Source organism: Vannielia litorea (assembly GCF_018424695.1).
Classification (GTDB): domain Bacteria; phylum Pseudomonadota; class Alphaproteobacteria; order Rhodobacterales; family Rhodobacteraceae; genus Vannielia; species Vannielia litorea_A.
Genome location: NZ_QTNQ01000001.1, coordinates 156,236 through 181,216, shown reverse-complemented (window position 1 = coordinate 181,216; position 24,981 = coordinate 156,236). Strand labels below are relative to the sequence as shown.

The following is a 24,981-nucleotide window of genomic DNA, read 5'->3' as shown; positions in this document are numbered from 1 at the left end:
CGTTGACCCTAAAGAACCATTCAGACTTCTGAATATTCGGCGGAAAAACTCCGCATCCCGGTTTGATCCTGGCACCATACTGTTCCGGAGGCACCGGTTCCATCATTATGCAGTTGCAAGTTGCAGGGCAGCGTCAACGGGGCAAGACCCCGGAAAGAAAACCGTCCTGGCGGTTCTTTTAAGGCATCCGCGGCCAGGTTGAGAAGCAGCGTGGCCTGCAAGGGGCCGTGCACAACCAGTCCGCGATAGGACTCGGTTTCGGTCGCATAGACGTGGTCATAATGGATGCGATGCGAATTGAACGTCAGCGCGGAATAGCGAAACAGCAGCACCGGATCGGGTGTCAGGCTTGATGCCAGCGTGGCGGCGTCGGGCGCTGCGGGGGCTGGTGCAGGTGCGGTCCGCGCCGGGCCGGGCGGTGTGATCCCGCGAAAGACAATGGTTTGTGTCTCGCGGATGCAAAGCCGGTCGCCGCTTTGAAACTCCTGTTCGAGGTCAACAAAGACCAACACGCCGCTGCGGCCCTGCTTGGCCGCTATATCCCCGATCGTCGAGCGTCGGGTGACGGTCTCGCCGATTGCCAGCGGCGCGATATGGGTGACATTGCCGCCAGCCCACATGCGGGCAGGCAGCGGGACAGGCGGCAGAAACCCGCCCTTTTCGGCATGGCCGTCCTCTGAGAGGGCCGAGGTCGGCTCGGCATCAAGGGCCAGACACCAGTGAATGCCCAGCGGAACATCGCCCGCGCCGTCCCAAAGATGGCCGCCAAACGTGGCGCGGAACTTGTCGATCAGCCCCTGTGTCAGCAAGTCTTCGCGGGTTTCGGTGCGCCCCTGCCAGGGTGCCAGCGCCTCAAGGTCAATCTCGCTCATGGGCCTCAAACCTCAGAAGGATCGCGGCATGCCGAGGATATGTTCACCGACATAGGAGAGGATCAGGTTGGTCGAGATCGGGGCCACCTGGTAAAGCCGCGCCTCGCGGAACTTGCGCTCGACATCGTATTCCCGTGCGAAGCCAAAGCCGCCGTGGGTCTGGATGCAGGCATTGGCCGCTTCCCAGCTGGCCTCCGAGGCCAGCAGCTTGGCCATATTAGCCTGCGCTCCGCAATCCAGCCCGGCATCGAAGCGCCTGCAGGCTTCAAAGCGCATCAGATTGGCGGCCTCGATGTTGACATAGGCCTTGGCAATGGGAAACTGCACGCCCTGGTTCTGCCCGATGGGACGGTCGAAAACGATCCGCTCGCCGGCATAGGCGCGGGCCTTGTCGGTGAACCAGTAGCCGTCACCGATACATTCCGCAGCAATCAGGGTGCGTTCGGCGTTCAGACCGTCAAGGATATGGTAAAACCCGCGCCCCTCGGTGCCGATCAGGTTCTCGGCGGGTATTTCCAGGTTGTCGAAGAACACTTCGTTGGTTTCGTGGTTGGGCATGTTGTCGATCGGGCAGATCTCCATGCCCTTGCCGATTGCCGCCTTCAGATCGACCATGAAGATCGACAGGCCCTGCGACTTTTTCCTGACCTCTTTCAAGGGCGTGGTGCGCGCCAGCAGGATCATCAGGTCGGAATGCTGGATACGGCTGATCCAGACCTTCTGGCCGTTGATCTCATACCGGTCACCCTTCTTGACCGCGGTCGTCTTCAGTTTGGTGGTGTCGGTCCCGGTTGTCGGTTCGGTCACGGCCATGGATTGCAGGCGCAACGCGCCGCTGGCAATACCGGGCAGGTATTTCTGCTTTTGCTCATCCGAACCATGCCGCAGAAGCGTGCCCATGTTATACATCTGCCCGTGGCAATGGCCCGCGTTTCCGCCGCAGCGGTTCACCTCCTCCATGATGATCGAGGCTTCCGTCAACCCCAGACCCGAGCCACCGTATTCCTCTGGGATCATCGCGGCAAGCCAGCCCTCGCGGGTCAGCGCATCGACAAACTCCTCGGGGTAGCTTTCGCGGCGATGATATTCCGGCGGAAACTGCGCACAAAGCGCGCGCATTGCGTCGCGCAGATCATTATGGGTGTCGGGGGCCGAGGTCTGCATCGCCTATTTCGCCCCCGGTCCGGAGGTTTCAAGGATTTCTTCTTCGGCACGCTGCCACAGCTCATAGGAAATCGGGTTTTCGCTTTCCTCGAGGATATGTCCCACCAGGCCGATGGCCCGCGCCATGACGCCGAAACCGCGCACGATCTTCCAGGGGAAGCCGAATTCGCAGCAGATCGCCCCGATCGCGCCGGTGGCGTTGATCGGCAGCATCTTGCCCGATCTTTCCTCGGCCACGGTCTGAATTTTCTGGATCAACGCGATGTATTCGCCGGATTTTCCGTTCTCGGCGGCGATTTGGAAAAGGCGCGGGGTGCGCGGATCGACGGGCTTGTGCACCGGATGGCCCAGCCCCGGCACGATGGCCTTGCGGGCACGGAATTTGTCCACCGTCTCGACGGCCAGCGCATCCAGATCGACACCGGTGCCCAACTTGTCCTGTGGCAGTGCCTCGTAAAGCATTTTCGAGGCACCTTCCATAGAACCGACAAAGACGGTGCCCAGCCCACACAAGCCAGCCGCCACGGCCGCCTGAAGCGATTCCGGCGCCCCCATATAGGTCATCCGCGCCGCCAGGGCCGACGGCGTGATGCCATGTTCGACCAGGGTAATGACGATGGCGTTGAACACCCGGCTTTCCTCGGATGTGGCCTTGCGACCCGTCAACTGAAGAAACGCCAGATCGCCGAGGTTCATGTGGCCCAGGATTTCGTTGGGCAGATCGAGCCCGCGCACGCTGATCTTGTCAGAGGTGCTCCAGGCAATGTCGGAGCTGATTTTTTCTTTGCGTCTTCCCATCAGACAGGATCCCACGAAAAGACATCCGCCGAAACTTCGAGCGGTGTGAATTGCGATTTGAGCGCGGGAATGGCACGCTCGGCGATTTCGTCGGCGGTCCAGCCATCACCGGAATGAACCGACCGCACCGGGCGGGGCTGGTTGAACAGGAAGATTTCGTTCTTGCGAACCGCAAAGATCTGTCCGGACACGTCGGCCGCGCGGTCGCTCATCAGGAAACAGGCCATTGGAGCGACTTTGGCCGGTGTCATTTCCTTGATCTTTTCGACCCGTGCCGCCTGTTCCGGGGTGTCTGTCTTGATAGACGAGATCATCCGGCTCCAGGCGAAGGGCGCGATGCAGTTTGACCGCACGTTCCAGCGTTTCAGGTCGAGCGCGACCGATTTCGAGAAGGCCGCGATGCCCAGCTTTGCCGCCGAATAATTCGCCTGCGCCAGATTGCCAATCAGCCCCGAGGTCGAGGTCATGTGCACCAGAGCACCGCCCTCTTGTTCGCGGAAATAATCGGCCGCCGCGCGGCTGGTGTTGAACGCACCGTAGAGATGGACCTTCACAACCGCGTCGAAATCCTCGTAGGTCATCTTGTGGAAGAACCCGTCGCGCAGGATGCCCGCGTTGTTCACCACCGCGTCGATGCGGCCGAATTCGCTGACTCCGGCTTCGATCATCGCGCGCGCGGCGTCCGGATCGGTGACGTTGCCGCCATCGGCGATCGCATCGCCGCCCGCCGCCTTGATTTCTTCAACGACTTTCTGCGCCGCGGTTTCCGTCTGTCCGGTGCCCTTCAGTGACGCGCCCAGATCATTGACCACCACGGCGGCGCCTTCCGAGGCTGCCATCAAGGCGATATCACGCCCGATCCCACCGCCGGCCCCGGTGACCAGAACCACCTTCCCATCAAGTGCCTTTGTCATCTTCATTCTCCCTCAGCTTGCCTTGCGATATTTGTCCAGGCCGCCGGTATGCATGACCCGGCCCATGAGCGGCACGCCGATGATCTCTTCTGCCTTGTTCGCCGCTGCGATCAGCTTGTCCAGATCAATGCCGGTTTCGATGCCGAGCTCGTGACACAGGAACACCGCATCCTCGGTGCAGACATTGCCTGCGGCGCGGGCGTGACCGTGGCCCGCGAAAGGACAGCCGCCAAGACCGGCGACCGAGCTTTCGAACATGTCCACGCCCATCGACAGGGCGGCATGGAGATTGGCGATCCCCAGCCCACGCGTATCATGGATGTGCATACCGATGCGCGCCTCGGGCGCCATTTCGCGCAGCGCGCCGATCATCCGTTTGACCGCCTCGGGGTTTCCCCAACCCATGGTGTCGGCGACCACGAGGATCGGCACGGGGATGTTCTCTTCTTCGCACAGCTGAAGGATAAAGCGGAAATCGTCCAAGATTCGCTCTTGCGGGATGGGGCCTTCGAAGTTGCAGCCAAATGCCGTCATCACATAGGCCGCGTCGACGGTATATCCTTCTTCCTTGTAAAGACGGACCCAGTCGCGTTGTTTTTCCCGCATCTCCGCCGAGGAACAATTGTTGTTCGATTGGGCGAATGCCTCGGAGGGATAGAACAGCAGGCGCGGGTCGATATCGACCTCATGCGCGGTCAGGGCCTTGCGAAACCCTTTGTCGTTCAGCCACAGCGATGTGTAATTCACGCCCGGCTTGCGCTTGATACGCTGGAACAACTCGCCGGTGTCGGCCATTTGCGGTACGTATTTCGGGCTGACGAAACTTCCGACCTGAATGCGCTTCAGACCGGTTTCGCTGAGCATGTCGATCAGTTCGATCCGCTCTTCGATCGGATAAATCTTCTTTTCGATCTGAAAACCCTCGCGCGGGCCTTCTTCACGAAATTCGACGAATTTGGGAAAGTCGTTCATTTCATCACTCCTCGGATGGCAGAATCTCGGCGATGACCTGGCCCCGGTCGACCATGTCTCCATTCGAGACGGATATGTGGCTGGCGATCCCGGCCGCGGCCGCCCGGATCGAGATTTCGAGTTTCATGGATTCCAGGACCGCAACCACGTCGCCTTCGGCCACGCTCTGACCATCGGAGACCTTGATTTCGACAATCATGCCGGTCAGCGGAGAGGTCACGGCGCGATCCGCCGCGGCATCGCCGCCGGCAAAGGCAAGGGGCGCGGCGGGGCGGAAGACCAGGCGGCCTTCGGGCGTGCCCAGTTCGATCACGCCGGCATGCAGACGTGCCTCGATCAGGTGGACAGTGTCGCCCTCGTTCAGGCGCCAACGGCCCGGCGTGATTTCGCGTGCCGACAGTGTCAGCGCCTCGCCGTTTTCCGAATAGACGGTGTATCTGGCACCCGGTTTGACAGGACTGACGCGCAATTCCTCGGATACCTCGTCAGAATCGGTAAGCGTCACGCGCTGCCCCGCTTCCATCGCATCGCCGCCCAGTCCAAGCCGCCAGCCGGTAAAGGCATCACGGTTGGTCCAGGGATTGGCGTTTGTGTCGCTGCGCGACTGGGTCACGAAGAGAATGGCAGCGGTTGCTTTCCACAGATCGGGGCGGGTCAGGCCGGGTGCCTGTGTCAGCTCATCCAGCCTGCCGTCGATCCAGCGGGTATGCACCTGCATCCGTTCGAATTCATGGTTTCGCGCCAGCGCCGTCAAAAAGGCGCGATTGGTTTCGACACCTTCGACCGCGACATGATCAAGCGCCGTGGCCAGACGTGCCAATGCGGTTTCCCGGTCGGGCGCGTGCACGATCAGCTTGGCGATCATCGGGTCGTAGTAGGGCGTGACGGCATCGCCTTCCTCGACGCCGCTGTCGATACGCAGGCCCGATGGCAGGCTGAGCGTGGTGAGCGTACCCGTCGACGGGGCGAATTGCATCGCCGGATCTTCGGCGTATAGCCGTGCCTCGACCGCATGGCCGTTGATCGCCAGATCCTCCTGCACCAGCCCGAGGCCCGCGCCTTCGGCAATGCGCAGGTGAAGCGCGACAAGGTCCAGCCCGGTGATCGCTTCGGTGACGGGATGTTCCACCTGAATGCGCGGGTTCACCTCAAGAAAGAAATATTCGTCCCCCGCGACCAGAAATTCGACCGTGCCCAGCCCGCGATAGTCCAGCGTTTCACCGAGGCGCACCGCGTCGCGCGCGATGTCGTCCAGAAGCGTGCGCGGCAATCCCCAGGCCGGGGCTTCCTCGATGACCTTCTGGTGACGGCGCTGAAGCGTGCAATCGCGTTCGAACAGGTGCACCACATGGCCCTTGCCGTCACCTGCGATCTGCACTTCGACATGGCGCGCCTCGGGCAGGAAACGCTCCAACAGCAGCCCTTCGGAACCGAAGGTGGATTTTGCTTCGCGCAGCGCGCCTTCGATGTCCTCGACCAGCGTGGTTTCGTCGGTGACGAGCCGTTGCCCTCGCCCACCACCGCCGCCGACAGCCTTGAGCAGCACCGGCAGGCCCATTTGGCGCACCTCCTCGGCAATCTGCTCGGGATCGGACCGCGCACCTTCGGCGCCCGAAATCACCGGGACGCTGGCCGCCACGGCGGCCTCTTTGGCGCTGGCCTTGTCGCCGAAACGTTCCAGCGTTTCCGGCGTCGGCCCCATGAATATCATGCCGGCGGCTTCGACCGCGCGGGCAAAATCGGGGTTTTCGGCCAGAAAGCCGTAACCGGGATGGATCGCATCCGCGCCCACCGATTGCGCGGCGGCAATCACCGCGTCGATCTTCAGGTAACTTTCGGAGGCCGGTCCGCCGCCGATACAGACAGATTTGCCGATCTCGCGGACATGCAGGGCATTGGCGTCGGCCTGCGAATGTATGCCGACAGGTGTGATACCGCTGGCCCGCGCAGTGCGCGCGATCCGGCAGGCAATTTCGCCGCGGTTGGCGATCAGAAGCGTTTTGATTTTCACGGTTCGCTCCTCACATCCTGAACACGCCGAAGTTGGTCTCGACCTTGGGTCTGCGCGATGTCACATCTAGCATCAGCGCCATGACGTCACGGGTCTCACAGGGCTCGATCACGCTGTCGATCCAAAGGTTGGAAGCAAAATTATAGGCTCCCTGAAAATCTTCGTATTCCTCGCGGATCGGTGCCTTGAAGGCCTCCTCCTCCTCGGCGGTCCAGTTTCTGCCTTCGCGTTCGTTGATCTGCGCGCGCACCTGCGCCAGCACGCTGGCGGCCTGTTCCGGCCCCATGATCGCCGACCGTCCCGTCGGCCAGGCGAACATTGCGTCCGGCTGGAACGGGCGGCCCAGCATCGCCAGGTATCCGGCCCCGTAAGAGCCACCGGTGATGATTGTGAATTTCGGCACCCGGGCCGAAGACATGGCCGTGATCATCTTCGCACCGGCTTTTGCGATGCCCATCTGCTCGACCTCGCGCCCGACCATGAAGCCGTTCACATCGGCCAGGAACAGCAGCGGAATATCACGCTGCACGCAGAGATTGATGAAATGCGTGGCCTTCAGCGCGGCTTCGACGAAAAGCACACCTGTATTGGCGAGAATACCGACCTCGTGGCCGTGGATGCGACCCCAGCCGGTCATGATCGTGTCGCCATAAAGCGGTTTGAATTCGTGAAAATCGCTCTCATCGACCAACCGAGCCACGATTTCGCGGTTGTCGGTCGGTACCTTGGGGTCGCGGCTGATGAGTCCATAAATCTCTTCGACCGGGTAGGCGGGCGCACGGGGCGCTTCGGGCGTCTTGCGGGGTTGGGGTTTTTCGCCAAGATGGCTGACAATTTCGCGCGTGATGGCCAGAGCATGGGCGTCATCTTCAGCCAAATGGTCGGTCACGCCGGAGACGGACGAATGCATCTTGCCGCCACCCAGTTCTTCGGCTTCGACCTTTTCGCCGGTTGCGGCAAAGGTCAATTCCGGTCCGCCCAGATACATAAAGCCCTGACCGCGCACGATCACCACTTCGTCACAGAGCGCGGGGATATAGGCACCACCCGCAGTGCAGGGCCCCATGACCACGGCGATTTGCGGCACACCATCGCCGGACATGCCAACCTGTTGGTGAAAGATGGACCCGAACTGGCCTTCGTCGGGAAAGATGTTTTCCTGATCCGGCAGGAAGGCGCCGCCGGAGTCCACGAGGGTGATAACGGGCAGACGGTTCTTCCATGCGATCTTCTGCGCCCGCACATGTTTGCGCGATGTCATGCCGAAATAGGTGCCGCCCTTTACCGTGGCATCATTGGCGATGATCATGCATTGACGGCCCTCGATCACACCGATCCCGGTGATGATGCCCGCGCCCGGCGGCACGCCATTGTATTTGTTCAACCCGGCAAGTTCTCCGAGTTCCAGAAATGGTGTGCCCGGGTCGATCAGGCGTTCAATCCGTTCCCGCGGCAGGATCTTGCCCTTCTCCACATGCCGGTCGCGCGCCTTTTTGGGGCCGCCGACACGTTGCAGCAGCCGCAGCGCGTGCAGATCGGAGAGTTTTTCACGGTAGTGTGCGTCATTTGCCCGAAAGTCGTCGGACCCGGTATCAAGCAGGGATTTCATTTTGGTCATGGCAGGTTCGGATATTCCCTGAGAACAAAGGCGACCTTGGCGGCGCCGGGTTTTTCGAAAGTGTCAGCCGCCACCAGGTGAACGTCGGCCTTGAAGACAAGCGCGTCGCGCAGGCGTTGCTCGATCTTCTTCTTGAGGGCGGCGTCATCGGCCGGATCACGACCGGGGCCGCGTTCGACAATCACCGTCAGCGCGCCCTGCGTGGTGTGGCCCTCGAAATCAGCGACGATCCGCATGACGCCATTGGTGTCTGGCACCATCTCGGTGATTACGCTGTTGATGGCGGACGGGAATACATTGGCCCCGCGCACGATCAGCATGTCGTCGGTGCGACCGGTGCAGCGGATCTTGGGGCCGGTGCGCCCGCAGGCGCATTCGGTGTCGATGACCTCGATATAGTCGCCTGACCGGAACCGCACGAGCGGGCTCGCCTGGCGGCCGATCGCGGTATAGATCATCTCGCCCTCGGCGCCCTTTTCCCAGGGAATGATCCTGCCGCTATCGGGATCGAGCAATTCGGTGATGATATAGTCCATGTTGACCATATGCATTCCCGACTGTTCGTCGCATTCGGCCCAGTAAGTCACGCCCAGATCGGTTCCGCCCAGCATTTCGGTGCATTTCGCCCCCCAAGCCGCTTCGATCTTGGCGCGGATAGCAGGGATGCCGCCGCCGGGTTCGCCACCGACGATGACCTGTTCCACGCCCAACTCACTAGCCTTGCAGCCCAGCACTTCGGGCGCTTTTTCGGCCAGGTGCAGAACGAAATTCGGAGCACCAACGATGCAGCGCGGGCGCGTATCCGCGCAGGCACGCAGCAGCCGTTCGGCACCGCCATCCGCCCCCACCGGCACATCGATCGCGCCCATATACTGCAACCCCTGCATCACGGGGATGCCGCCGACAAAGCCCTTGGCCAGCGAAAACGCGTGCAACACCATGTCGCCGGGGCGCACGCCATTGGCAAAGAAGCAGCGCGCTGTCATCTCGTGCCACATCTCGGCGTCGGATTCTGTCAGGGCCACATATGAGGGGCTGCCGGTCGTGCCCGACGAGGCCTGCATCTGGATGATGTCCGACATGGGCGCGGCACGGTGCTTGCCAAAGGGCGGCTCGGCAGCGAGGCTTTCGCGGATCTCGGTCTTGTAGGTATAGGGCAGTTTTTGCAGGTCTTCGATGGTGCGGATATCGTCGAAGTCCACACCGGCCTCGGCGAACTTTTCCTGATAGAAGGTCGAGTTCGCCTTGAGATACGCCATCTGATCGCGCAGCCGCTCTTCCTGAATACGGCGCACCTCGTCGAGCGGTGTGCCCTCGATCGTGTGCCAGAAGCGATCATTTATCTTGTCGGCGGCATCCTGCCGCCTGAAGCGCATTCCAAATTGCATGTCGTTCTCCATGTCGGGCAGAGCGATCAATAAGACCGCGGCAGACCCATGACCTTTTCGCCGATGAAGCTGAGGCACAGCTCGCGGTTCACGGGCGCCGTGCGCAACAAGCGCACCAGCGGGTACATCTCGTATAGTCCCGTATCCTCGGTGAAGCCCGATCCGCCATGCGCCTGCAGCGCGGCGTCCACCGCGTCGATCCCGGCTTCGGCGGCGGCGTATTTTGCCATGTTTGACGACGCCCCTGCCGGCAGTTTGTTGTCAAACTCCCAGGCCGCCCGACGGGTCATCAGGCTGGCCATCTCGACCGCTGTGTGCGCCTTGGCCATCGGGTGCTGCACGCCCTGATGCGCACCGATGGGTTGGCCGAACACATTGCGTTCGGAGGCATAGGCCACGCCCTTGTTCAGGGCGAACCGGCCGATGCCGCAGCACAGGGCGGCCAGGATGATGCGTTCGGGGTTGAGACTGTCGAACAGGATCGAGAACCCTTCGTCCACCTCGCCGACCACGTCCTCCGGGCCCAGATCCACCTCGTCGAAGAACAGGGTCCACTGTTCCTCGGGCAGGGGGATCGAGATCTTCACCCGCTGCTTGTCGACGCCCTTTTTCTTCAGATCCACTGCGAACAGGGTAAAGCCGTCGGTCTTGCGGCTGACCTCGGTATGCGGCTTGGTTCGCGCCACGACTAGGCAATAGTCCGAGACCTCGGCGCCAGTGATAAAGGTCTTTTCGCCCGACAGGCTGAACCGGTTGCCCCGACGTTTGGCCAGCGTAGTGGCCTTCATCGTGTTCGACCCGGCGCCCGGTTCCGTGATCGCAAAACAGAACTGGATATCACCGCGGCAGGCCGCCGGCAGCAGCTCTTTCTTGTGGAATTCACTCCCGTGGCTGGCGATATGAGCCAGCGACATGGTCGGCCCGACCACCATCATCAAAAGCGGAATGCCGTGATTGGCGGTGCCTTCCATGAACAGCGCCATTTCGGTCATGCCGAGGCCCGCGCCGCCGTATTCCTCGGGCACCATGATGCCGAGAAAACCGTCATCGGCAATCTGCTTGAACATATCGTGGGGAAACTCGTGCTTGCGCGCGTGTTCCAGCCAATAAGCATTGTCATATGTCTGCGCCAGCTGACCGCCATATTCGTAAATCTGACGCTGTTCATCGTTCAGAGTGAATTCCATGTTTCGTCCTCAAGCCTTGAATTCGGGGGCGCGCCGGTTCTCGAATGCGTCGAGGCCCTCGGCGACGTCATCGCTGGGCAGTGCGCGCACGGCGGCGTCACGCTCAAGCCGCATCTGCTGGTCGATGCCGAGATCTGCGCCTTCGCGCGCCAGCCGCTTCATTTCCGCGATCCCTGGGCGCGATCGGGTCGCGATCTTTTCGCAATATTCCAGCGCGGCTTGGTGCAGATCCGCATCCGGTACGATGTAGTTGACCAGCCCGACCTCCTTGGCCTCGTCGGCTTTGAGCCAGCGCGCTGAGAACATCAGGTCAAGCGCCCGGCGTTCCCCCATTAGCCGCGTCAGCCGTTGCGAGCCGCCCCAACCAGGGATCAACCCAAACTGTGCGTGTTGATCGCCGAACTGCGCGGTTTCGGCCGCAAAGCACACGTCACATCCCAGCATCAGTTCGACCCCGCCGGCCAGACACAACCCCTGCACTGCGACTACGACAGGGAGGGAGGAGGTTTCGAGCGCTCGCAGGTTTTCCATGCCAAAGGCGAGGAAATGGTCCAGCGCGGCGGGATCGTTCAGTTTGCCCTTCACCTCGGTCAGGTCGGCTCCGGTGCAAAAATGTTTGCCCTGCGCCCGGATCAGGATCGACCGGATATCCGGGTCCGCCTCGAACCTGGCGCGCGCGCTCGAAATGCACTCATGCACCTCAAGCGACAGGCAATTGAACTTCTCGGGGCGCGCCAGCTCGATAATGCCGACGCTGCCTTGGGTGATTACTGCGACGGGAGCGCTCATTTCGATGCCCCCTTTGCTTTCTTGTCATATTGCAGCGCCACGCGGCCGGCCTTTTCGCGGGCGATCACAAGCTTCTGGATCTGTGCGGTGCCGTCACCGATCTGCAGACCAAGCACATCGTTGTAGCGCTGGTGGTGGGGCAGGTCGGTCGTGTACCCGTAATGTCCGTGCAGGATCAGACATTGGTGCAGGATTTCGCAGGCGGTCTTAGGCAGGTACCATTTGCACATCGCCGCTTGCGACGTGTGGGGCATGCCCCGGTCGCGCAGGTCCAGCGTGTAATAGCAAAGCTGACGCATCATGGTCAGCTGGGTTTCGGCCTCGGCCAAGGGAAAGCTGACGCCCTGATACTGTACGATCGGCGCACCGAACGCCTCGCGTTCCTGCACATAGGCCCAGGTTTCATCCACCGAGGCCTGCGCCGCGCCAAGGCATTCCAGCCCGATCAGCGCGCGGGAATAATCGAAGCCCGCCATGATCGTCCCGAAGGCACGGTCCTGCTCGGCCATCAGGTTTTCGGCCGGCACAAACACGTCATCAAAGAACACCGATCCGCGGCCGACAGGCTTGGTGCCGATGTCGTCGAAATGGGTTCGCTTGATGCCGTCCTGGTTCAAATCGACAAAAAAGGCGCTGACCCCGCGCGAACCGCCATCGGGATTGCCGGTGCGGGCGAAAACCACGGCCGCATCGGCCTGGCTGGCAAAGCTCATGGACGTCTTTTCACCGTTCAGCCGCCAGCCGTTTCCGGACTTCTCGGCCTTCAGGATCAGGTTCGCCGCATCCGATCCGCCGCGCGGCTCTGTCAGGCCCAGGCCAATGACGGCATCGCCGGAGACCACCTTGGGCACCCACTCCGCAGCGATATCCCGACAGGCGTGCTTGGCCACCATGCCCCCCATGAGAGAGCCAAGAAGCTGCACATAGCTCGCGTTGAAATCGGCATAGGCGATTTCTTCGACGATCAACCCTGATGTGACAGAGCTTTCGCCGAGCCCGCCGAAGTCTTCGGGCAGATCGGCCCCGATCAATCCAAGCGAACCCATCTCCTTGATCAGGGCGCGATCGAACGTATGGCCGCTTGCGCGCGCCTGATAGGTGGGCGCAAGCTTTTCAGTTGCGAAGCGCTTTGCGGTCTCGCGAAACGCCTTCTGATCGTCTGTTGGCTGGAACTGCATCGGTGCTCCTCCCATGAGCGAAAATCTTCTTTTAAAAAATCTAACAAATGTTAGAATGCAGATCAAGCGTAGTTTTAAGGAGGATGCCCACAGTGGAGAATAAGCCAACGGAGAGCTTTGGGACCATGCTCTCGCCCATCCGCGCAGGCCAGCATACATTGCGAAATCGTGTCATCATGGGGTCGATGCACACGCGGTTGGAAACCGAGCCTGACGGCATAGCCAAACAGGTCGCTTTTTACTCTGAGCGGGCGCGGGGGGAGGCGGCGATTCTGGTCACCGGCGGGTTTTCGCCCAATGCCGAGGGCATATTCGATCCAGAAGGTCCGCGAATCGATGATCCGGAAGAAGCGCTTAGCCTGCGCCCGATCTGCGAGGCGGTGCAGGCCGAAGGCAGCCTGATCTGCGCGCAACTCCTCCACGCCGGGCGCTATGCCAAGATCGAAGGCTGTGTCGCCCCGTCGCCGATCCGCGCTCCGATCAACCGTTTCATCCCGCGTGAAATGACCGAAGCCGACATTCTCCGTACCATCGAGGATTTTGCCGTGGCAGCCGCCAATGCGCAGGCCGCAGGCTTTGATGGCGTCGAGATCATGGGGTCCGAGGGATACCTGATCAACGAATTCACCGTCACCCATACCAACAAGCGCCAAGACGACTGGGGCGGCAGCGCCGCGAACCGCCACCGATTCCCGGTCGAGATCGTGCGCGCGGTGCGCGAACGCTGTGGGTCCGAATTTCTGGTTATCTACCGGATTTCGGCGGCCGATCTGATCGAGGGCGGCGCGCCCGCCGATGAAATTGCCGCACTGGCACGCAAGATCGAGGCCGCAGGTGCGGATATTCTGAACACCGGCATCGGCTGGCACGAGGCCCGCGTGCCGACGATCGCCTATCCGGTGCCGCGCGGTGCCTGGCGCAAGGCGGCAGCCAACGTGAAAGCGGCGGTGTCGATCCCGGTGGTCGCCTCGAACCGGATCAACACACCCCAGCTTTCCGAAGACATACTTGCCTCTGGCGATGCGGACATGATCTCGATGGCGCGCCCGTTTCTGGCCGATCCACATTTCGTGAAAAAGGCGCGAGAGGGCCGCGCGGACGAGATCAACACCTGCATCGCCTGCAACCAGGCCTGTCTGGATTTCATCTTTTCGGACCGGCCGGTCGGATGTCTGGTCAATCCAAGGGCCGGGCGTGAAACGGAATTCCGGGATACGCCAGCCGACACGCCAAAGAAAGTGGCCGTCGTTGGCGGTGGTGCCGCGGGCATGGCCACAGCCGCCGAGGCGGCGCGGCTGGGCCATGCTGTCACGCTGTTCGAGGCGCAGGACAAGCTGGGCGGTCAACTGAATCTGGCCCGCGCCGCACCGGGCAAGGACGAATTCGACGAAACCCTTCGGTATTATGCCGGTCAGATGCAGAAACACGGGGTCACGCAGCGTCTGGGACAGCGGGTAGAGGCGAGCGATCTTGAAGGCTTCGACCATGTGGTTATCGCCACCGGGGTCATGCCGCGCATTCCCGACCTGCCGGGTATCGACCATCACAGCGTCGCGACTTACGCCGAAATTCTGTCCGGCGACCGTGTGGCGGGCGACCGTGTCGTCGTGATGGGGGCAGGGGGCATCGGTCATGATGTGGCCGAGTTCCTGGTGACCGAACCCGCCGAGACCGCCAACTCCGACGTCTTTTGCGAAACCTGGGCTGTGGACCCCGAATTTGTCTCATCAGGTGCCCTGGCGGGCGACCCTCTGGCACCGAAGCCGTCGCGCCGCAAGGTCGTCATGCTGCAGCGCAAGACCGCTAAACCGGGGGCGGGGCTTGGTGTTTCGACAGGGTGGATCCTGCGCAACGCGCTGCGCAAACATGGGGTCGAGGCAATGGGCGGCGTGACCTATGAACATATCGACGATGCGGGGCTGCATATCGTCGCGGACGGAATGCCAAAGGTCATCGCAGCCGATACAATTGTGCTGTGCACCGGTCAGGAACCGGAACGGACCCTGGCCCAAGAGCTTGCCGCGCGCAGCGTCCCGGTTACGATGATCGGCGGGGCAAAGGAGGCCGCCGAACTGGATGCGCTGCGCGCCATTGATGAAGGCGTGCGCCTGGCGCAGGATCTCTGAACCGAAGCTCGGGCAAGGGGGAAACTATGCTGACCGACGTCATCCGCGCGGGGCGCGCTGATCTGTATTCGATCTTTCGAACCCGCGCACATGACTGCGCCCGCGCCCTCGCCATCGAGGACGGCAGCAGGAAATTGACCTATGCCGAGCTGCTGGAGCGGGTCGATCGTCTGGCTGCCGTGTTTCTGGCCAAGGGCGTTGCACCGGGCGACAGGATTGCGATCCTGTCGCACAACCGCTCTGAATACTTGGAGGTCGAACTCGCCGCAGCGGGAATCGGCGCGATCGTCGCCTGTCTGAACTGGCGGCTTGTCCCCGATGAACTGTGGCACTGCATCGATCTGGTTGAGCCGGTGCTCGCGGTTGTCGAACCGGAACTTTCAGAAGCGTATCGCGCCGTCGCGTCGACACCCTGTCTAACCGTCGGGCCAGACCTGGAAACGGCCATTGCCGGGGCCGGGCCGGACCCGCGCATCGGAAGCATGGTCGACGATCCAGAGGCCGGTCTGACGATTCTATATACCTCGGGGACTACGGGCCTGCCCAAGGGGGCGCTCATCAGCCACCGCGCGCATATCGCCCGATCCATGGCATTTGCGGCACAACTGGCGCTGGATCCCGGTGACGGGTTCATCGCCTGGGCGCCGATGTTCCACATGGCCTCCACCGATCATGCGCTGGCAACGATCTTGCGGGGCGGGACCGTGGTGATGGTGGACGGATTGCAGCCTGCAGTCATCAACGAGGCGCTGTCGCGCTACCGGATCGGCTGGTTCGTGATGATGCCCGGTGCGCTGGACGCCTTTATCGCAGAACGACGCGCCAACCCTTTGCCCGTGAAGGGGATCAAGGTTTGCGGCGCAATGGCCGATCTGGTGCCGCCGCATCAGATCGCGGAACTGACAGCCCTTCTGGACACGCCCTATCTGAATTCTTTCGGCGCAACCGAAACCGGCCTGCCGCCGGGGACCGCCGATCTGATTGCGCCGGGTGTTACCCCGAACCGGCTTTCCAAGCGCATCAGCGCATTTTGTGAGGTTCGGCTGGTCGATCCTGACGACCGCGAAGTCCCCGATGGGACGCCGGGCGAAATGGCTGTGCGGGGCCCGACATTGTTTTCAGGGTACTGGAACGCCGAGGACACCAACGCTCGCGATTTTCGCAACGGCTTTTTCCACATGGGCGACTTGTTCCGGCGCAATGCGGACGGCACCGTCGACTTCGTGGATCGGGCGAAATACCTGATCAAGACCGGTGGCGAGAACGTCTATCCGGCGGAAATCGAACGTGTGCTTCTATCTCATCCCGGTGTGGTCGATGCCGCGGTAGTGCGGGCATTCGACGTGAAATGGGGGGAAAGCCCGGTGGCCTTTGTCGCCTGCAGCAAGGGCGGGCCGGATGCCGAGGCGCTGATGAAATTGTGCCGCGAAAACCTCGCTGGCTACAAACGGCCGCGCAAGTTTCTGTTCATCGCGTTCGAGGATTTTCCCAGATCGACCAGCGGAAAGGTCCAGCGGCATATCCTCGAAGCCCGGCTCGCAGATTAATTTTTGCTCCGACCCGATCGTCACCCCGCCACGCCCGTTCGCCCCACTAGCGATTTAAGCGTTCCTGTCATCGTTGCGACGAGCTTCTCATCCCCGCCCTTTGGAGTAGCCCCCTGAAAGTTCTCTAATCGCACTGGTCAAGGGTTCTGTTACATGACTGCGCCTTCGCCGGGTTCAGGGTTCTCTCCGCAGTCGATCGCTCTTGGTGTCGCTGCATGTTGGCGTCAGATGGTGGATCGGCCGAAGTGGTCCTCGCGGTCATCTTCCGTGCGTCTTGCGGAAGCGCCGCGTTTCAGAGGGCCGGCCTGATCCTGGCCACGCGTCCCGGCTGGACGCATTCCTGAAGTCTTCAGTTGGTCAGTAGCACTCCTTTGTTCTCATGAATTGACCTCGCTCCAGCGGAACGGGCTGTTTGTCTTCCACATGGCGTGGAGAATGACAGCAAGCTTGCGGGCAACGGCCACGCGTGCCTTCTTGAAGCCCGACGCCTTGGCCAGCTTCATGCCCCATGCCTTCAGCGTTGAGAAGCGCAGGTTGCGCGTCAGCAGGGTGGTGGCCGCCTCGTAGAGGTGCTTTCTGGTTAACTGGTTGCCCTGTTTGGAGATGCGGCCGTTGCGGCTGGTCTCGCCAGACTCGTATCGGCGGGGAGTCAGGCCGAGATACGCTCCCGCACTTGATGATCGCCTGAACCGCGACCCATCGTCGAAGACCGAAGCGACGGACAAGGCGGTGATCACGCCCACTCCGGGCGCGGTCATGAACAAGCGCACCACCGGCGTTGCCTTGGCAACGGCGGACAGGCGCCGGTCGAGCACCTTGATCTGGTCCATAATCGAGGCGCGCGCTTTCATCAGCGTTTCGGCAACCAGACGCATCTCGGGTGCGGCCTCGAGCTCGCCCGAGATGATCTCGCCAGCGCGCTCCGTAAAGCTGCCAACACGTTTGCCGAACAACACGCCGAAGGTACGCAACAGCCCGCGCAGCTCATTCTCGATCCTTACGCGCGTGCGCACCAGCATCTCGCGTGCCGTGAGCAGCGAACGGATCTGATAGTTGCTGCGGCTCTTGATGCGCACCTGCTTGAACCAGCCGGTGCGCACGATCTGAGCAAGGCCGGCAGCATCGTTTCGGTCCGTCTTGACTGGACGCATCTTCAAGGCCGCGTTGGCGTGACGAGCATCCATGCAGATGATGGGCACTTGGCGCTCCGCCAGTTCGTTCCACAACCATACTGCAAGGGGGCCTGTCTCCATTCCGACCCGCACCAAATCGGGCGCGCCGTGCGCCAGGAAGTCGGAGATCGCAATCGGACAGGTCGGCACCTTCTTCTCTGTCAGGGTGCGGCCCTCGTCGTCGACAACACAGATCGCGGTCGTCTCTTGGGCAACATCAAGAGCGGCATAACTCGGCATGCTGGTTCTCCTTCTACATATCGGCAAAACGCCGATCATTGGATGACCAGTGTGGGAGATCCGGGCGTTCGTCGAGAAGGCCCACCCGCGATTACGCTAAGTGGTCCACCAACCGGGATAGATTGACCCGCGATTGACGTGCTGCCCTCTGTCGGACCACACGGCTGGGGGTTTCCCGGGGGTTTGAGCTCAGGCGGATTCTTCGATCCCTGAGCCATTCATCAGCGCGATCGGTGGTTTGTTCCCGGTTGCGCTGTGGGGGCAGCAGGTCACCCGGCGCTTCGCACGGACGGGCATGGAATGCCGGCAAGTGCCGGTTGGGGCTGCTGCGGGCCTTCAAGGGAAAGTCGGCGACTATCCGATGTGCGGGACAGAGCGGGTATTCACCAAGCGAACTCAAACGTCCGGTTCTGCACTGCGGCCCGACAAAACGATATCAAGTGATCAGCGGTCAGCCGATTGCACCTGTGTAACAGTCTTCTTCGGCCTTCCTGTCTGCATGATCTGGGACAGGTAAGAATTGCGCCGTCTGATGAAGTCACGCAGAAGAGTCGGGTAGTCTTCACTGACGGCACTCTTCACAGAAACCCGACGCTCCAGTTCATATCGCCAGGCCCTTACACGGGCAAGCCCTGTGAAGACGCCAAACTCTCCGATGGCGTCAAAAACGTCGAAATAGCGGAAGACCGGGCCGAAGACGACATCGACGAGGCTGAACTGGTGGCCGTCGAACCATGGTCCCTCCCCAAGCTCCGCGTCCAGCCGAAGGAACTTTGCGCGGAGCGCCGCGACTTTTGCTTCCAACGCTTTATCGTTCGGCGCCGAGTAGAACCCCGCAATGTCGTTCAAGACAGCAGATCCAAATTCAATCCAGGCACGGTGGCGGGCGCGATCGAGAGCGTCGTGCGGATGAAGCGCGTGGGGTTGTGTATCCTCAAGATATTCGAGGATAACCGCAGATTCGAAAATCGGCGTCCCGTCCACAACCAGGACAGGCGTCTTGCCCAGCGGAGATATGGCAAGAAACCAGTCGGGCTTGTTCGAAAGATCGATGTGAGTTCTCTCGAACGTGACACTTTTCTCAGTGAGCGAGATCGCTGCGCGCTGCACATATGGGCAGAGCGCATGGCTAATGAGGTGGAGGCTCATGTTGTCTCTCCCTCCATCTGCACGTTGCCGGGCGCGAAGGAGGGGCTGAGGGCGAAACGGCCGTCGCCCAGAAGTCCTTGCACGACGGCAAGCAGCGTCAGATAGGCCGGGTATTCCCACCCGCCGTTCTCGTATCCGAACATCCAGCCGTTTCCTGAGTGAGCCCAGGTCGCTCCGGCCAAGATGGGCACGGTCGCCGACGCGACCCACCGAGCCTGTACGCCGAGGACCAAAAGGGCACCGGCAATCGCCTCGACTGCAAAGATCATATAGGCAAACCAGCCGGGCAGCCCGATCGAAACGAAGAACTGCGCCGTTCCGGGAAGTGTGAAAATGAAGAGCTTGAGAAACAGGCTGTGCGCCAGGAACATGATACCGAGTGCTATACGGAGCAGGAATATCCCAAATTCTGTGAGGTGCGATTGTGACATGATATGATCCCATGTGTCGATGCATTTGCATCTATATATAACGCGTCACATGCGACGTCAAGGTTGATGCACTTACATGTATATGATAGGTGCTGGATATGAACGAGATTGACCATGCTACTGAGGCCGCCTGGACAGCCCTCATGACTAAAAGCCGCGTTTTGCTTGAGGCTGTCGAATCGTCTCTGAAATCGGCAGGATACCCGCCACTTGCATGGTATGACGCGCTTCTCGAACTCGAGAAGGCAGGCCCGGACGGACTCCGTCCATTCGAACTCAAAGACCGGATTTTGTTACCCCAATACGGTACATCGCGGTTGCTGGACCGCATGGTGAAAGCAGGGCTGGTGGACCGACGGAACTGCTCGGAAGATGGGCGAGGTCAAAACATTTCTATCTCTGAAAAGGGTAAATCTGTCAGGAGGGCGATGTGGCCGATCTATGAACGGGTTCTGTCGGAAAGGATCGGCGCAAAGCTGAAACCCAAAGACGCCGCTCAATTGGCCACGCTACTCTCAAGGCTCTGAAGTCTCGGTCGACTGACGCGAAACCTGTCTTTGACTTTCCACGCTAAGTGGCCCTGATTTTTTTCACGTTAATTGGCCGACAGTTGCCTATGTCGGTGTGCGAAGGGTGTTTCGGGCTGTTTCGACGTCCTTTCGCATCCAACAGACTTCTGCGTGATCGTTGATAAATCCCATGGCCTGCATGAATGCATATACGGTGGTCGGTCCCACGAATTTGAAGCCAAGCTTTCGTAGATCTTTGGACAGGGTCTCGGACGCTGGTGATTTGGACCGCATTTGTGGCAGTGCGTCGTCCTTGGCAGGTTCATATAGCCAGATGAATGCAGCGAAGGAGCCTTCCTCTTGGACGACCTCGAAAGTACGGCGAGCGTTGTTGATCACGGCTTCGATCTTGCCTCGATAGCGAACAATTCCTTCATCGGCAAGTAGGCGCTCAATGTCGTTGTCGTCAAAGTTCGCAACTCCCCGAAAGTCGAACCCGGCGAGGGCAGCACGAAAGTTTTCGCGCTTGGCCAGAATGGTGCGCCAGCTCAGCCCTGACTGGAAACTCCGGCGTGACGGCAGCCCATCGGCACCGTGGGCGTCCATCCGTTCCAATTACGGTTGCAGCATCAGGCCGCTGCAGCATAAACTTGAACAGAAACCGAACCAGATCCTCCGTTACGATACAGTCTCAGCTCTCCGAAAAACCCTGATGACGGACAATCGGCGACCGCACTGCTAAAGGCTAACATTACCGCTTGGCAGGTCTGAACCTGCTGGCGGCGATCTGGATACCGCGCGCGCCTATGGGAAACGGTTGGCCGAGGTCGCGAGCCGCTGGAACAGCTGATCCAGCTGTCTGAATAATCGGCCCGGCCGCCCGGATCGGATGTGCTGCGGCCGGGTTGCGCTCAGTCCGCGACCCCCGCCCGCCCGATCAGCGCCATGAGCGTTCCGGTCATCGTTGCGACGAGCTTTTCATCCTGGCCCTTCACGGCATAGGCACGCGCCTCGCATATGGTCAGCGTCCTGCCTGGTTTCACCACGTCAGCGACGAAGCGAAACCGTTCGCCGTCCGCCGGGTTGAGTAGGTTGATCTTGAATTCGGCCGTCAACACTGCCGCGTCCGCTGGCATCAGCGAAAAGGCCGCGTATCCGCAGGCGCTGTCCAGCGCTGTCGACACGATTCCGGCATGCAAAAACCCATGCTGCTGGGTCAGTGCAACCTGATGTGCCATTTCCAGAACGATGCGGCCGGGTAACAACTCGGCAATGCTGATCCCCAACGTGTTCATTGCCTTCTGGCGATCGAAACTGTTGCGCACGCGTGCGTCATAGTCGGGGTTTTTCGGTTTGAATTGTGTCATGGCGGGTCTTCCTCTTCGATTTCATTCGTCAATGACCAATCTTAGGCGGTCTTTGAGGCGCGTATCTTGTAGCGAAAGGTCAAAACGACGCGGAATAGACAGAGCGCGCAACGCGCCGGGCGGTTTGCCGGCGAAGATCCGGCAAGCGGCGGACAAGTGAGATTGATCGTAATATCCGGCGTCCAGCGCCAGATCGCACAGCGGCAGGGTCTTTGACGCAAGCTGCCCGAGAGCCCGGCGAAAGCGTCGCAAGGTCGCAAGCCGCCGCCGCGACACGCCGGTTTCCGCCCGCGCCTTTCGACGTTTGGTCCGGTCGCTGTAAGCTCCGGGTGGTGCGGCAAAGCGCAGGTCTCTCGCAAGGCCGTCAAGCACCGCGATGAGCGCAGGCAGGTCATCGTCCCCGGTCTGAACCCGGGCCAGTTCTGAGGCCAGCATGTCCAGCCCTTTGGAGTCGGGAAATCGCTGCGGTCGTGACGACAGTCGCAGCCCGGCCACGACACCCTGGAATGGCCTTGGGCGGGGCGAAAAATAGGGGCGCGGTTCTGCCAGCGATACGCGCCCGCCGCCGCAGTCGTCGCGCGTTACCGAAAGGGTAAAGAGGTCGGTTGCGAACCGCCCGCGTCCACCACCGCTCAGCACACCGGTATCGCGGAACACGAACAAGTGGTCGATCTGTCTGGGCGCTTCCTCAGGCGGCGCCAGTTCGAGATAAAGCGGCGCCGCCATCAGGTTACTTGACGAAAGCATCCCGGTTTTCGGCGACGAAATCGGCAAACCGGCGCGCCGGGCGTCCCAGCACGTCGCTGACCGTAGTTTCTATGCCAGCAAGATAGCCCTTGGGCGCGATGGAGGCCAGTTCGACCATGGCCCCGGCGACCTCGTCCTGCATTCCGCCTGCGATCATACCCGCCTTGGCATCCTCGGCCGACAGGGGTGCGCAGGTGACAGTCCGACCTGTCACCTCGAACAGAAGCGCCGCGATATCCTCTCCGGCAAGAGCTTCGGGTCCGGTCAGACCAAGACCCTTGCCTTCGTACCCCGGAGCGGTCAGCGCCTCGGCAGCGACATCCGCGATGTCGCGGGCGTCGATCCAGGCCACAGGGCCGCCCAGATCGTCGTAATAGACCCCATCTTTTGCAATATTGCCGGCCTGCCAGAGCAGGTTCTGCATGAAATAGGTCGGCTGGACGAAGGTCCAGTCAAGGCCGCTTTGCTTCAGCAGTTCCTGGGTTTCGGAATGCCATTTCCCAAATGTCAGCCCCGCCTTGGGCGAGGCGCCAAGCCCGGTGGCCACGACAACATGGCGCACCCCCGCGGTCTTGGCCGCCGCGATCACATTCGCCTTCCACTGACGCATGTCCAGATGGGCAGGCGTGACCAGGTATATCTTTTCTGCCCCGTCACAGGCCCGCGCCAGCGCGGCAGGGTCCGTGAAATTCGCAACGACCGCCTCGCATCCTTTGGCTTTTAGCGCATCGAGCCTGGAAGGGTCGCTGGTGACAGCACGCACGGTCGCGCCTTTTGCCATAAGCGTATCGACAAGAGGGGCGCCGGTGGTGCCCGTGGCTCCGAAAACAGTGATCATGGCTTTTCCTTTTGCAGGTCTGCGATGGGTTGAATGGTTTCCGGGTTGCTGATCGACGACAGATCGCCCGGATCTTCGCCCAGAAAGGCCGCGCGCACGATCCGGCGCATGGTTTTCATGCTGCGGGTCTTGGGCAGGGCCTCGACAAAGTGGATCTCGCGCGGGCGGAAGGGTTTCGAGACGATCTCTCCGACCCGATCCTTGAGCCGCTCCACAAGCTCTGCGTCAGGCGTGACGCCCTGGGCTGCCACACAGACGCAGACGACGGCCACGCCTTTGATATCGTCGGGTGCGGCAATGGCAGCGGCGTCCACCACCTCTCCGGTTTCGGTCAGGGCCGCCTCAATCTCGGGCGGGCCGATGCGTTTGCCGGCGATGTTCAGCGTGTCGTCGGACCGGCCCAGAATATACCATGTCCCGTCCGGATCGCAGCGCACCCAGTCGCCGTGCCGCCAGAGGCCGGGGAAGGTGGACCAATAGGTTTCAAGATAGCGATCGCGGTCCCCCCAAATGGCCGGGGTCAGACCCAGTGGCGGTTGAGTCACGACCAGTTCGCCGACCTCGCCCGGCGCGGCTTCGCTGCCGTCCTGGCGCAGCACCTTGGCGCCGACACCCAAGGCCTGGGCCGAAAATCCGCCGGGCTTGATTTCATGCAGCACGGTCGAGGTCAGGATCGCGCCAAAAAGCTCGGTCCCGCCCGAGATGTTCAGCGGCACCGCGCGGCGGCGGCAGATATGATCGAGCTGCCAGAGCCAGGCGTCGTCGGTCCAGGGTTCACCGGTCGAGGCGACAATGCGCAGGGGCGACAGGTCGTAGCCCGACAAAGGTTCAGTATCCTGCGTCATGAACTGCCGGACCAGAGTCGGGGCCACGCCAAGATGCGTGACCTCCATTTCGGACGCAAGGCGCAGAAGTCTGAAGGGATCGCCGGGCATTGAAGGTGCGCCTTCGGCCAGCACCAGCGTCGAACCGGACAAGAGCACCGACAACAGCGTGAGCGGCCCCATAACCCACCCCATGTCGGTCATCCAAAGATGCCGGTCGTCCCGTTTCATGTCGAGACAAAGCAGGAAATCGGCGGTGGCCTTGGCCTGTACCCCCAGATGGGTATGCACCACCCCCTTGGGCCGCCCGGTGGTGCCCGATGTATAGGCGATCAGAAAGGTGTCGTCGGCACTGACGGGAATGGCGGCAAACTCCGGACTGGCGCGGCCCACGGTTTCGGTCCAGTCCAGATCGCGGGCCGGATCGGCCACCGCACCGCCGAACCGTCGCAGGCTGATCACGGTATGAACCGATGGCACGTCGGTCAAAGCTTGGGCAAGGGTCGCTTCCATCCAGACCGGCTTGCCTCGCCGGGGTGTGGCATCCGCCGTCAACACCGCCACGGCATCCGCGTCGTTCAGACGCGATACGATGGCATGGGGCGCAAAACCGGAAAACAGCGGCACCGCAACCGCGCCCAGCCGGGCAATACCAAGAAGCGCGGCCTCGATTTCGGGGATCATCGGCATATAGATGCCCACCGCCTGACCCGGCTTTACACCGCGCGCGGCAAGGGCCGAGGCGACGCGGGAGGCTTCGGCGGTAAGGTCGGAATAGGTCCAGCGGCGGCGGCTTCCGTCTTCGCCGACCCAGTCGATTGCGACCTTGTCGCCCAAGCCATCGGCAATTCGGGCGTCAAGACAGGTTTCCGTCAGATTCAAAGTACTCCCGACGGCCCACCGGATCGATTCGGGCCCTTCGGAGATATCTCGCAACCGGCTGTAGGGCCGCGCGAACCGTATCCCGGCATGGTCAATGATCTGGCCCCAGAACCAGTCTGGGTCTTCATTCGAACGGCGGACGAGATCCTCGTAACTGTCAATGCCGCAGCCCCTCAGAAATGCGGTCAGCGTGCTTGTCCGCTGGATGTCAGAGCCTGGCTGAAACATTCGCAACCTTTCTACAACGAAAAAGGGCCG

At 61.4% G+C, this 24,981-nt stretch carries 22 protein-coding genes; 3 read left to right on the top strand and 19 right to left on the bottom strand.

Features of this window, described 5'->3' with window-relative positions; translation table 11 throughout:
- Positions 1-20 precede the first annotated feature (20 nt).
- From DYI42_RS00880 to DYI42_RS00830, 11 genes are read right to left on the bottom strand one after another with little or no spacing between them, the layout of a single operon-like run.
- A complete protein-coding gene (locus tag DYI42_RS00880) occupies positions 21-872 on the bottom strand; it encodes an FAS1-like dehydratase domain-containing protein (RefSeq protein ID WP_009803520.1) in 852 nt (283 codons plus the stop codon).
- Positions 873-884: 12 nt separating this feature from the next.
- Positions 885-2,036, bottom strand: coding sequence for an acyl-CoA dehydrogenase family protein (locus tag DYI42_RS00875; protein WP_209227030.1), 1,152 nt, complete (start codon positions 2,034-2,036; stop codon positions 885-887).
- Between the two features lie 3 nt (positions 2,037-2,039).
- On the bottom strand, positions 2,040-2,834 hold the full coding sequence (locus tag DYI42_RS00870) for a citryl-CoA lyase (RefSeq protein WP_009803518.1): 795 nt from the start codon (positions 2,832-2,834) through the stop codon (positions 2,040-2,042).
- Positions 2,834-3,748, bottom strand: coding sequence for an SDR family NAD(P)-dependent oxidoreductase (locus DYI42_RS00865; protein ID WP_040608815.1), 915 nt, complete (start codon positions 3,746-3,748; stop codon positions 2,834-2,836). The genes DYI42_RS00870 and DYI42_RS00865 overlap by 1 nt, the downstream gene beginning before the upstream one ends.
- A 12-nt stretch (positions 3,749-3,760) precedes the next feature.
- Positions 3,761-4,720, bottom strand: a complete 960-nt coding sequence (locus DYI42_RS00860) for a hydroxymethylglutaryl-CoA lyase (protein WP_009803516.1) — start codon at positions 4,718-4,720, stop codon at positions 3,761-3,763.
- A gap of 4 nt (positions 4,721-4,724) precedes the next feature.
- Positions 4,725-6,731: an acetyl/propionyl/methylcrotonyl-CoA carboxylase subunit alpha gene (locus DYI42_RS00855; RefSeq protein WP_209227029.1), complete on the bottom strand. Its 2,007-nt coding sequence runs from the start codon at positions 6,729-6,731 to the stop codon at positions 4,725-4,727.
- 10 nt (positions 6,732-6,741) lie between these two features.
- Positions 6,742-8,349 (bottom strand): acyl-CoA carboxylase subunit beta, encoded by a 1,608-nt coding sequence (locus tag DYI42_RS00850; protein WP_088652161.1) that lies wholly within the window; start codon positions 8,347-8,349, stop codon positions 6,742-6,744.
- Complete coding sequence (locus DYI42_RS00845; RefSeq protein ID WP_040608814.1) at positions 8,346-9,737, bottom strand: phenylacetate--CoA ligase family protein; 1,392 nt, start codon at positions 9,735-9,737, stop codon at positions 8,346-8,348. The genes DYI42_RS00850 and DYI42_RS00845 overlap by 4 nt, the downstream gene beginning before the upstream one ends.
- 26 nt (positions 9,738-9,763) lie before the next feature.
- On the bottom strand, positions 9,764-10,924 hold the full coding sequence (locus tag DYI42_RS00840; protein WP_009803512.1) for an acyl-CoA dehydrogenase family protein: 1,161 nt from the start codon (positions 10,922-10,924) through the stop codon (positions 9,764-9,766).
- A 9-nt stretch (positions 10,925-10,933) separates the two neighbouring features.
- Entirely contained in the window at positions 10,934-11,713 is a 780-nt protein-coding gene (locus DYI42_RS00835; RefSeq protein WP_009803511.1) for an enoyl-CoA hydratase/isomerase family protein, read from the bottom strand.
- On the bottom strand, positions 11,710-12,999 hold the full coding sequence (locus DYI42_RS00830; RefSeq protein WP_238529675.1) for an acyl-CoA dehydrogenase family protein: 1,290 nt from the start codon (positions 12,997-12,999) through the stop codon (positions 11,710-11,712). The genes DYI42_RS00835 and DYI42_RS00830 overlap by 4 nt, the downstream gene beginning before the upstream one ends.
- Before the next feature lie 17 nt (positions 13,000-13,016).
- On the opposite strand from DYI42_RS00830, the gene DYI42_RS00825 reads away from it, so the two are divergent.
- Both DYI42_RS00825 and DYI42_RS00820 read left to right on the top strand, forming a co-directional pair.
- Positions 13,017-15,017 (top strand): FAD-dependent oxidoreductase, encoded by a 2,001-nt coding sequence (locus DYI42_RS00825; RefSeq protein WP_040608739.1) that lies wholly within the window; start codon positions 13,017-13,019, stop codon positions 15,015-15,017.
- 26 nt (positions 15,018-15,043) lie between these two features.
- Complete coding sequence (locus DYI42_RS00820; RefSeq protein ID WP_209227027.1) at positions 15,044-16,564, top strand: class I adenylate-forming enzyme family protein; 1,521 nt, start codon at positions 15,044-15,046, stop codon at positions 16,562-16,564.
- Between the two features lie 377 nt (positions 16,565-16,941).
- On the opposite strand, the gene DYI42_RS00815 is transcribed toward DYI42_RS00820, so the two are convergent.
- The 3 genes from DYI42_RS00815 to DYI42_RS00805 form a co-directional block, all read right to left on the bottom strand.
- Positions 16,942-17,976 (bottom strand): IS110 family transposase, encoded by a 1,035-nt coding sequence (locus DYI42_RS00815; RefSeq protein ID WP_213544059.1) that lies wholly within the window; start codon positions 17,974-17,976, stop codon positions 16,942-16,944.
- A 444-nt stretch (positions 17,977-18,420) separates the two neighbouring features.
- On the bottom strand, positions 18,421-19,125 hold the full coding sequence (locus DYI42_RS00810) for a glutathione S-transferase family protein (protein WP_209227026.1): 705 nt from the start codon (positions 19,123-19,125) through the stop codon (positions 18,421-18,423).
- A complete protein-coding gene (locus tag DYI42_RS00805) occupies positions 19,122-19,556 on the bottom strand; it encodes a DoxX family protein (protein WP_040608736.1) in 435 nt (144 codons plus the stop codon). Before DYI42_RS00805 ends, DYI42_RS00810 begins: the two co-directional genes overlap by 4 nt.
- Before the next feature lie 98 nt (positions 19,557-19,654).
- Between DYI42_RS00805 and DYI42_RS00800 the strand changes: the two genes are divergently transcribed.
- Positions 19,655-20,083, top strand: a complete 429-nt coding sequence (locus tag DYI42_RS00800; protein ID WP_084658444.1) for a MarR family winged helix-turn-helix transcriptional regulator — start codon at positions 19,655-19,657, stop codon at positions 20,081-20,083.
- Between the two features lie 87 nt (positions 20,084-20,170).
- Here the strand turns inward: DYI42_RS00800 and DYI42_RS00795 are convergent, their stop codons facing one another.
- From DYI42_RS00795 to DYI42_RS00775, 5 genes are all read right to left on the bottom strand, one after another.
- On the bottom strand, positions 20,171-20,671 hold the full coding sequence (locus DYI42_RS00795) for a DNA-3-methyladenine glycosylase I (RefSeq protein WP_209227046.1): 501 nt from the start codon (positions 20,669-20,671) through the stop codon (positions 20,171-20,173).
- 305 nt (positions 20,672-20,976) lie between these two features.
- Entirely contained in the window at positions 20,977-21,432 is a 456-nt protein-coding gene (locus DYI42_RS00790) for a PaaI family thioesterase (protein ID WP_209227023.1), read from the bottom strand.
- 21 nt (positions 21,433-21,453) lie between these two features.
- Positions 21,454-22,158 (bottom strand): AraC family transcriptional regulator, encoded by a 705-nt coding sequence (locus DYI42_RS00785; RefSeq protein WP_244867361.1) that lies wholly within the window; start codon positions 22,156-22,158, stop codon positions 21,454-21,456.
- Between the two features lie 4 nt (positions 22,159-22,162).
- Positions 22,163-23,017 carry an SDR family oxidoreductase gene (locus DYI42_RS00780; RefSeq protein WP_009803501.1) on the bottom strand — a complete coding sequence of 285 codons (855 nt, stop codon included), beginning with the start codon at positions 23,015-23,017 and terminating at the stop codon, positions 22,163-22,165.
- Positions 23,014-24,951, bottom strand: coding sequence for an AMP-binding protein (locus DYI42_RS00775; RefSeq protein ID WP_009803500.1), 1,938 nt, complete (start codon positions 24,949-24,951; stop codon positions 23,014-23,016). Before DYI42_RS00775 ends, DYI42_RS00780 begins: the two co-directional genes overlap by 4 nt.
- Positions 24,952-24,981 lie beyond the last annotated feature (30 nt).

Bases quoted from the DNA above. Each gene is read 5' to 3' on its own strand.
- DYI42_RS00880 (WP_009803520.1), bottom strand. From the start codon at position 872: ATGAGCGAGATTGACCTTGAGGCGCTGGCACCCTGGCAGGGGCGCACC.
- DYI42_RS00875 (WP_209227030.1), bottom strand. From the start codon at position 2,036: ATGCAGACCTCGGCCCCCGACACCCATAATGATCTGCGCGACGCAATG.
- DYI42_RS00870 (WP_009803518.1), bottom strand. From the start codon at position 2,834: ATGGGAAGACGCAAAGAAAAAATCAGCTCCGACATTGCCTGGAGCACC.
- DYI42_RS00865 (WP_040608815.1), bottom strand. From the start codon at position 3,748: ATGACAAAGGCACTTGATGGGAAGGTGGTTCTGGTCACCGGGGCCGGC.
- DYI42_RS00860 (WP_009803516.1), bottom strand. From the start codon at position 4,720: ATGAACGACTTTCCCAAATTCGTCGAATTTCGTGAAGAAGGCCCGCGC.
- DYI42_RS00850 (WP_088652161.1), bottom strand. From the start codon at position 8,349: ATGACCAAAATGAAATCCCTGCTTGATACCGGGTCCGACGACTTTCGG.
- DYI42_RS00845 (WP_040608814.1), bottom strand. From the start codon at position 9,737: ATGCAATTTGGAATGCGCTTCAGGCGGCAGGATGCCGCCGACAAGATA.
- DYI42_RS00840 (WP_009803512.1), bottom strand. From the start codon at position 10,924: ATGGAATTCACTCTGAACGATGAACAGCGTCAGATTTACGAATATGGC.
- DYI42_RS00835 (WP_009803511.1), bottom strand. From the start codon at position 11,713: ATGAGCGCTCCCGTCGCAGTAATCACCCAAGGCAGCGTCGGCATTATC.
- DYI42_RS00825 (WP_040608739.1), top strand. From the start codon at position 13,017: ATGCTCTCGCCCATCCGCGCAGGCCAGCATACATTGCGAAATCGTGTC.
- DYI42_RS00820 (WP_209227027.1), top strand. From the start codon at position 15,044: ATGCTGACCGACGTCATCCGCGCGGGGCGCGCTGATCTGTATTCGATC.
- DYI42_RS00815 (WP_213544059.1), bottom strand. From the start codon at position 17,976: ATGCCGAGTTATGCCGCTCTTGATGTTGCCCAAGAGACGACCGCGATC.
- DYI42_RS00810 (WP_209227026.1), bottom strand. From the start codon at position 19,125: ATGAGCCTCCACCTCATTAGCCATGCGCTCTGCCCATATGTGCAGCGC.
- DYI42_RS00805 (WP_040608736.1), bottom strand. From the start codon at position 19,556: ATGTCACAATCGCACCTCACAGAATTTGGGATATTCCTGCTCCGTATA.
- DYI42_RS00800 (WP_084658444.1), top strand. From the start codon at position 19,655: ATGAACGAGATTGACCATGCTACTGAGGCCGCCTGGACAGCCCTCATG.
- DYI42_RS00795 (WP_209227046.1), bottom strand. From the start codon at position 20,671: ATGGACGCCCACGGTGCCGATGGGCTGCCGTCACGCCGGAGTTTCCAG.
- DYI42_RS00790 (WP_209227023.1), bottom strand. From the start codon at position 21,432: ATGACACAATTCAAACCGAAAAACCCCGACTATGACGCACGCGTGCGC.
- DYI42_RS00785 (WP_244867361.1), bottom strand. From the start codon at position 22,158: ATGGCGGCGCCGCTTTATCTCGAACTGGCGCCGCCTGAGGAAGCGCCC.
- DYI42_RS00780 (WP_009803501.1), bottom strand. From the start codon at position 23,017: ATGATCACTGTTTTCGGAGCCACGGGCACCACCGGCGCCCCTCTTGTC.
- DYI42_RS00775 (WP_009803500.1), bottom strand. From the start codon at position 24,951: ATGTTTCAGCCAGGCTCTGACATCCAGCGGACAAGCACGCTGACCGCA.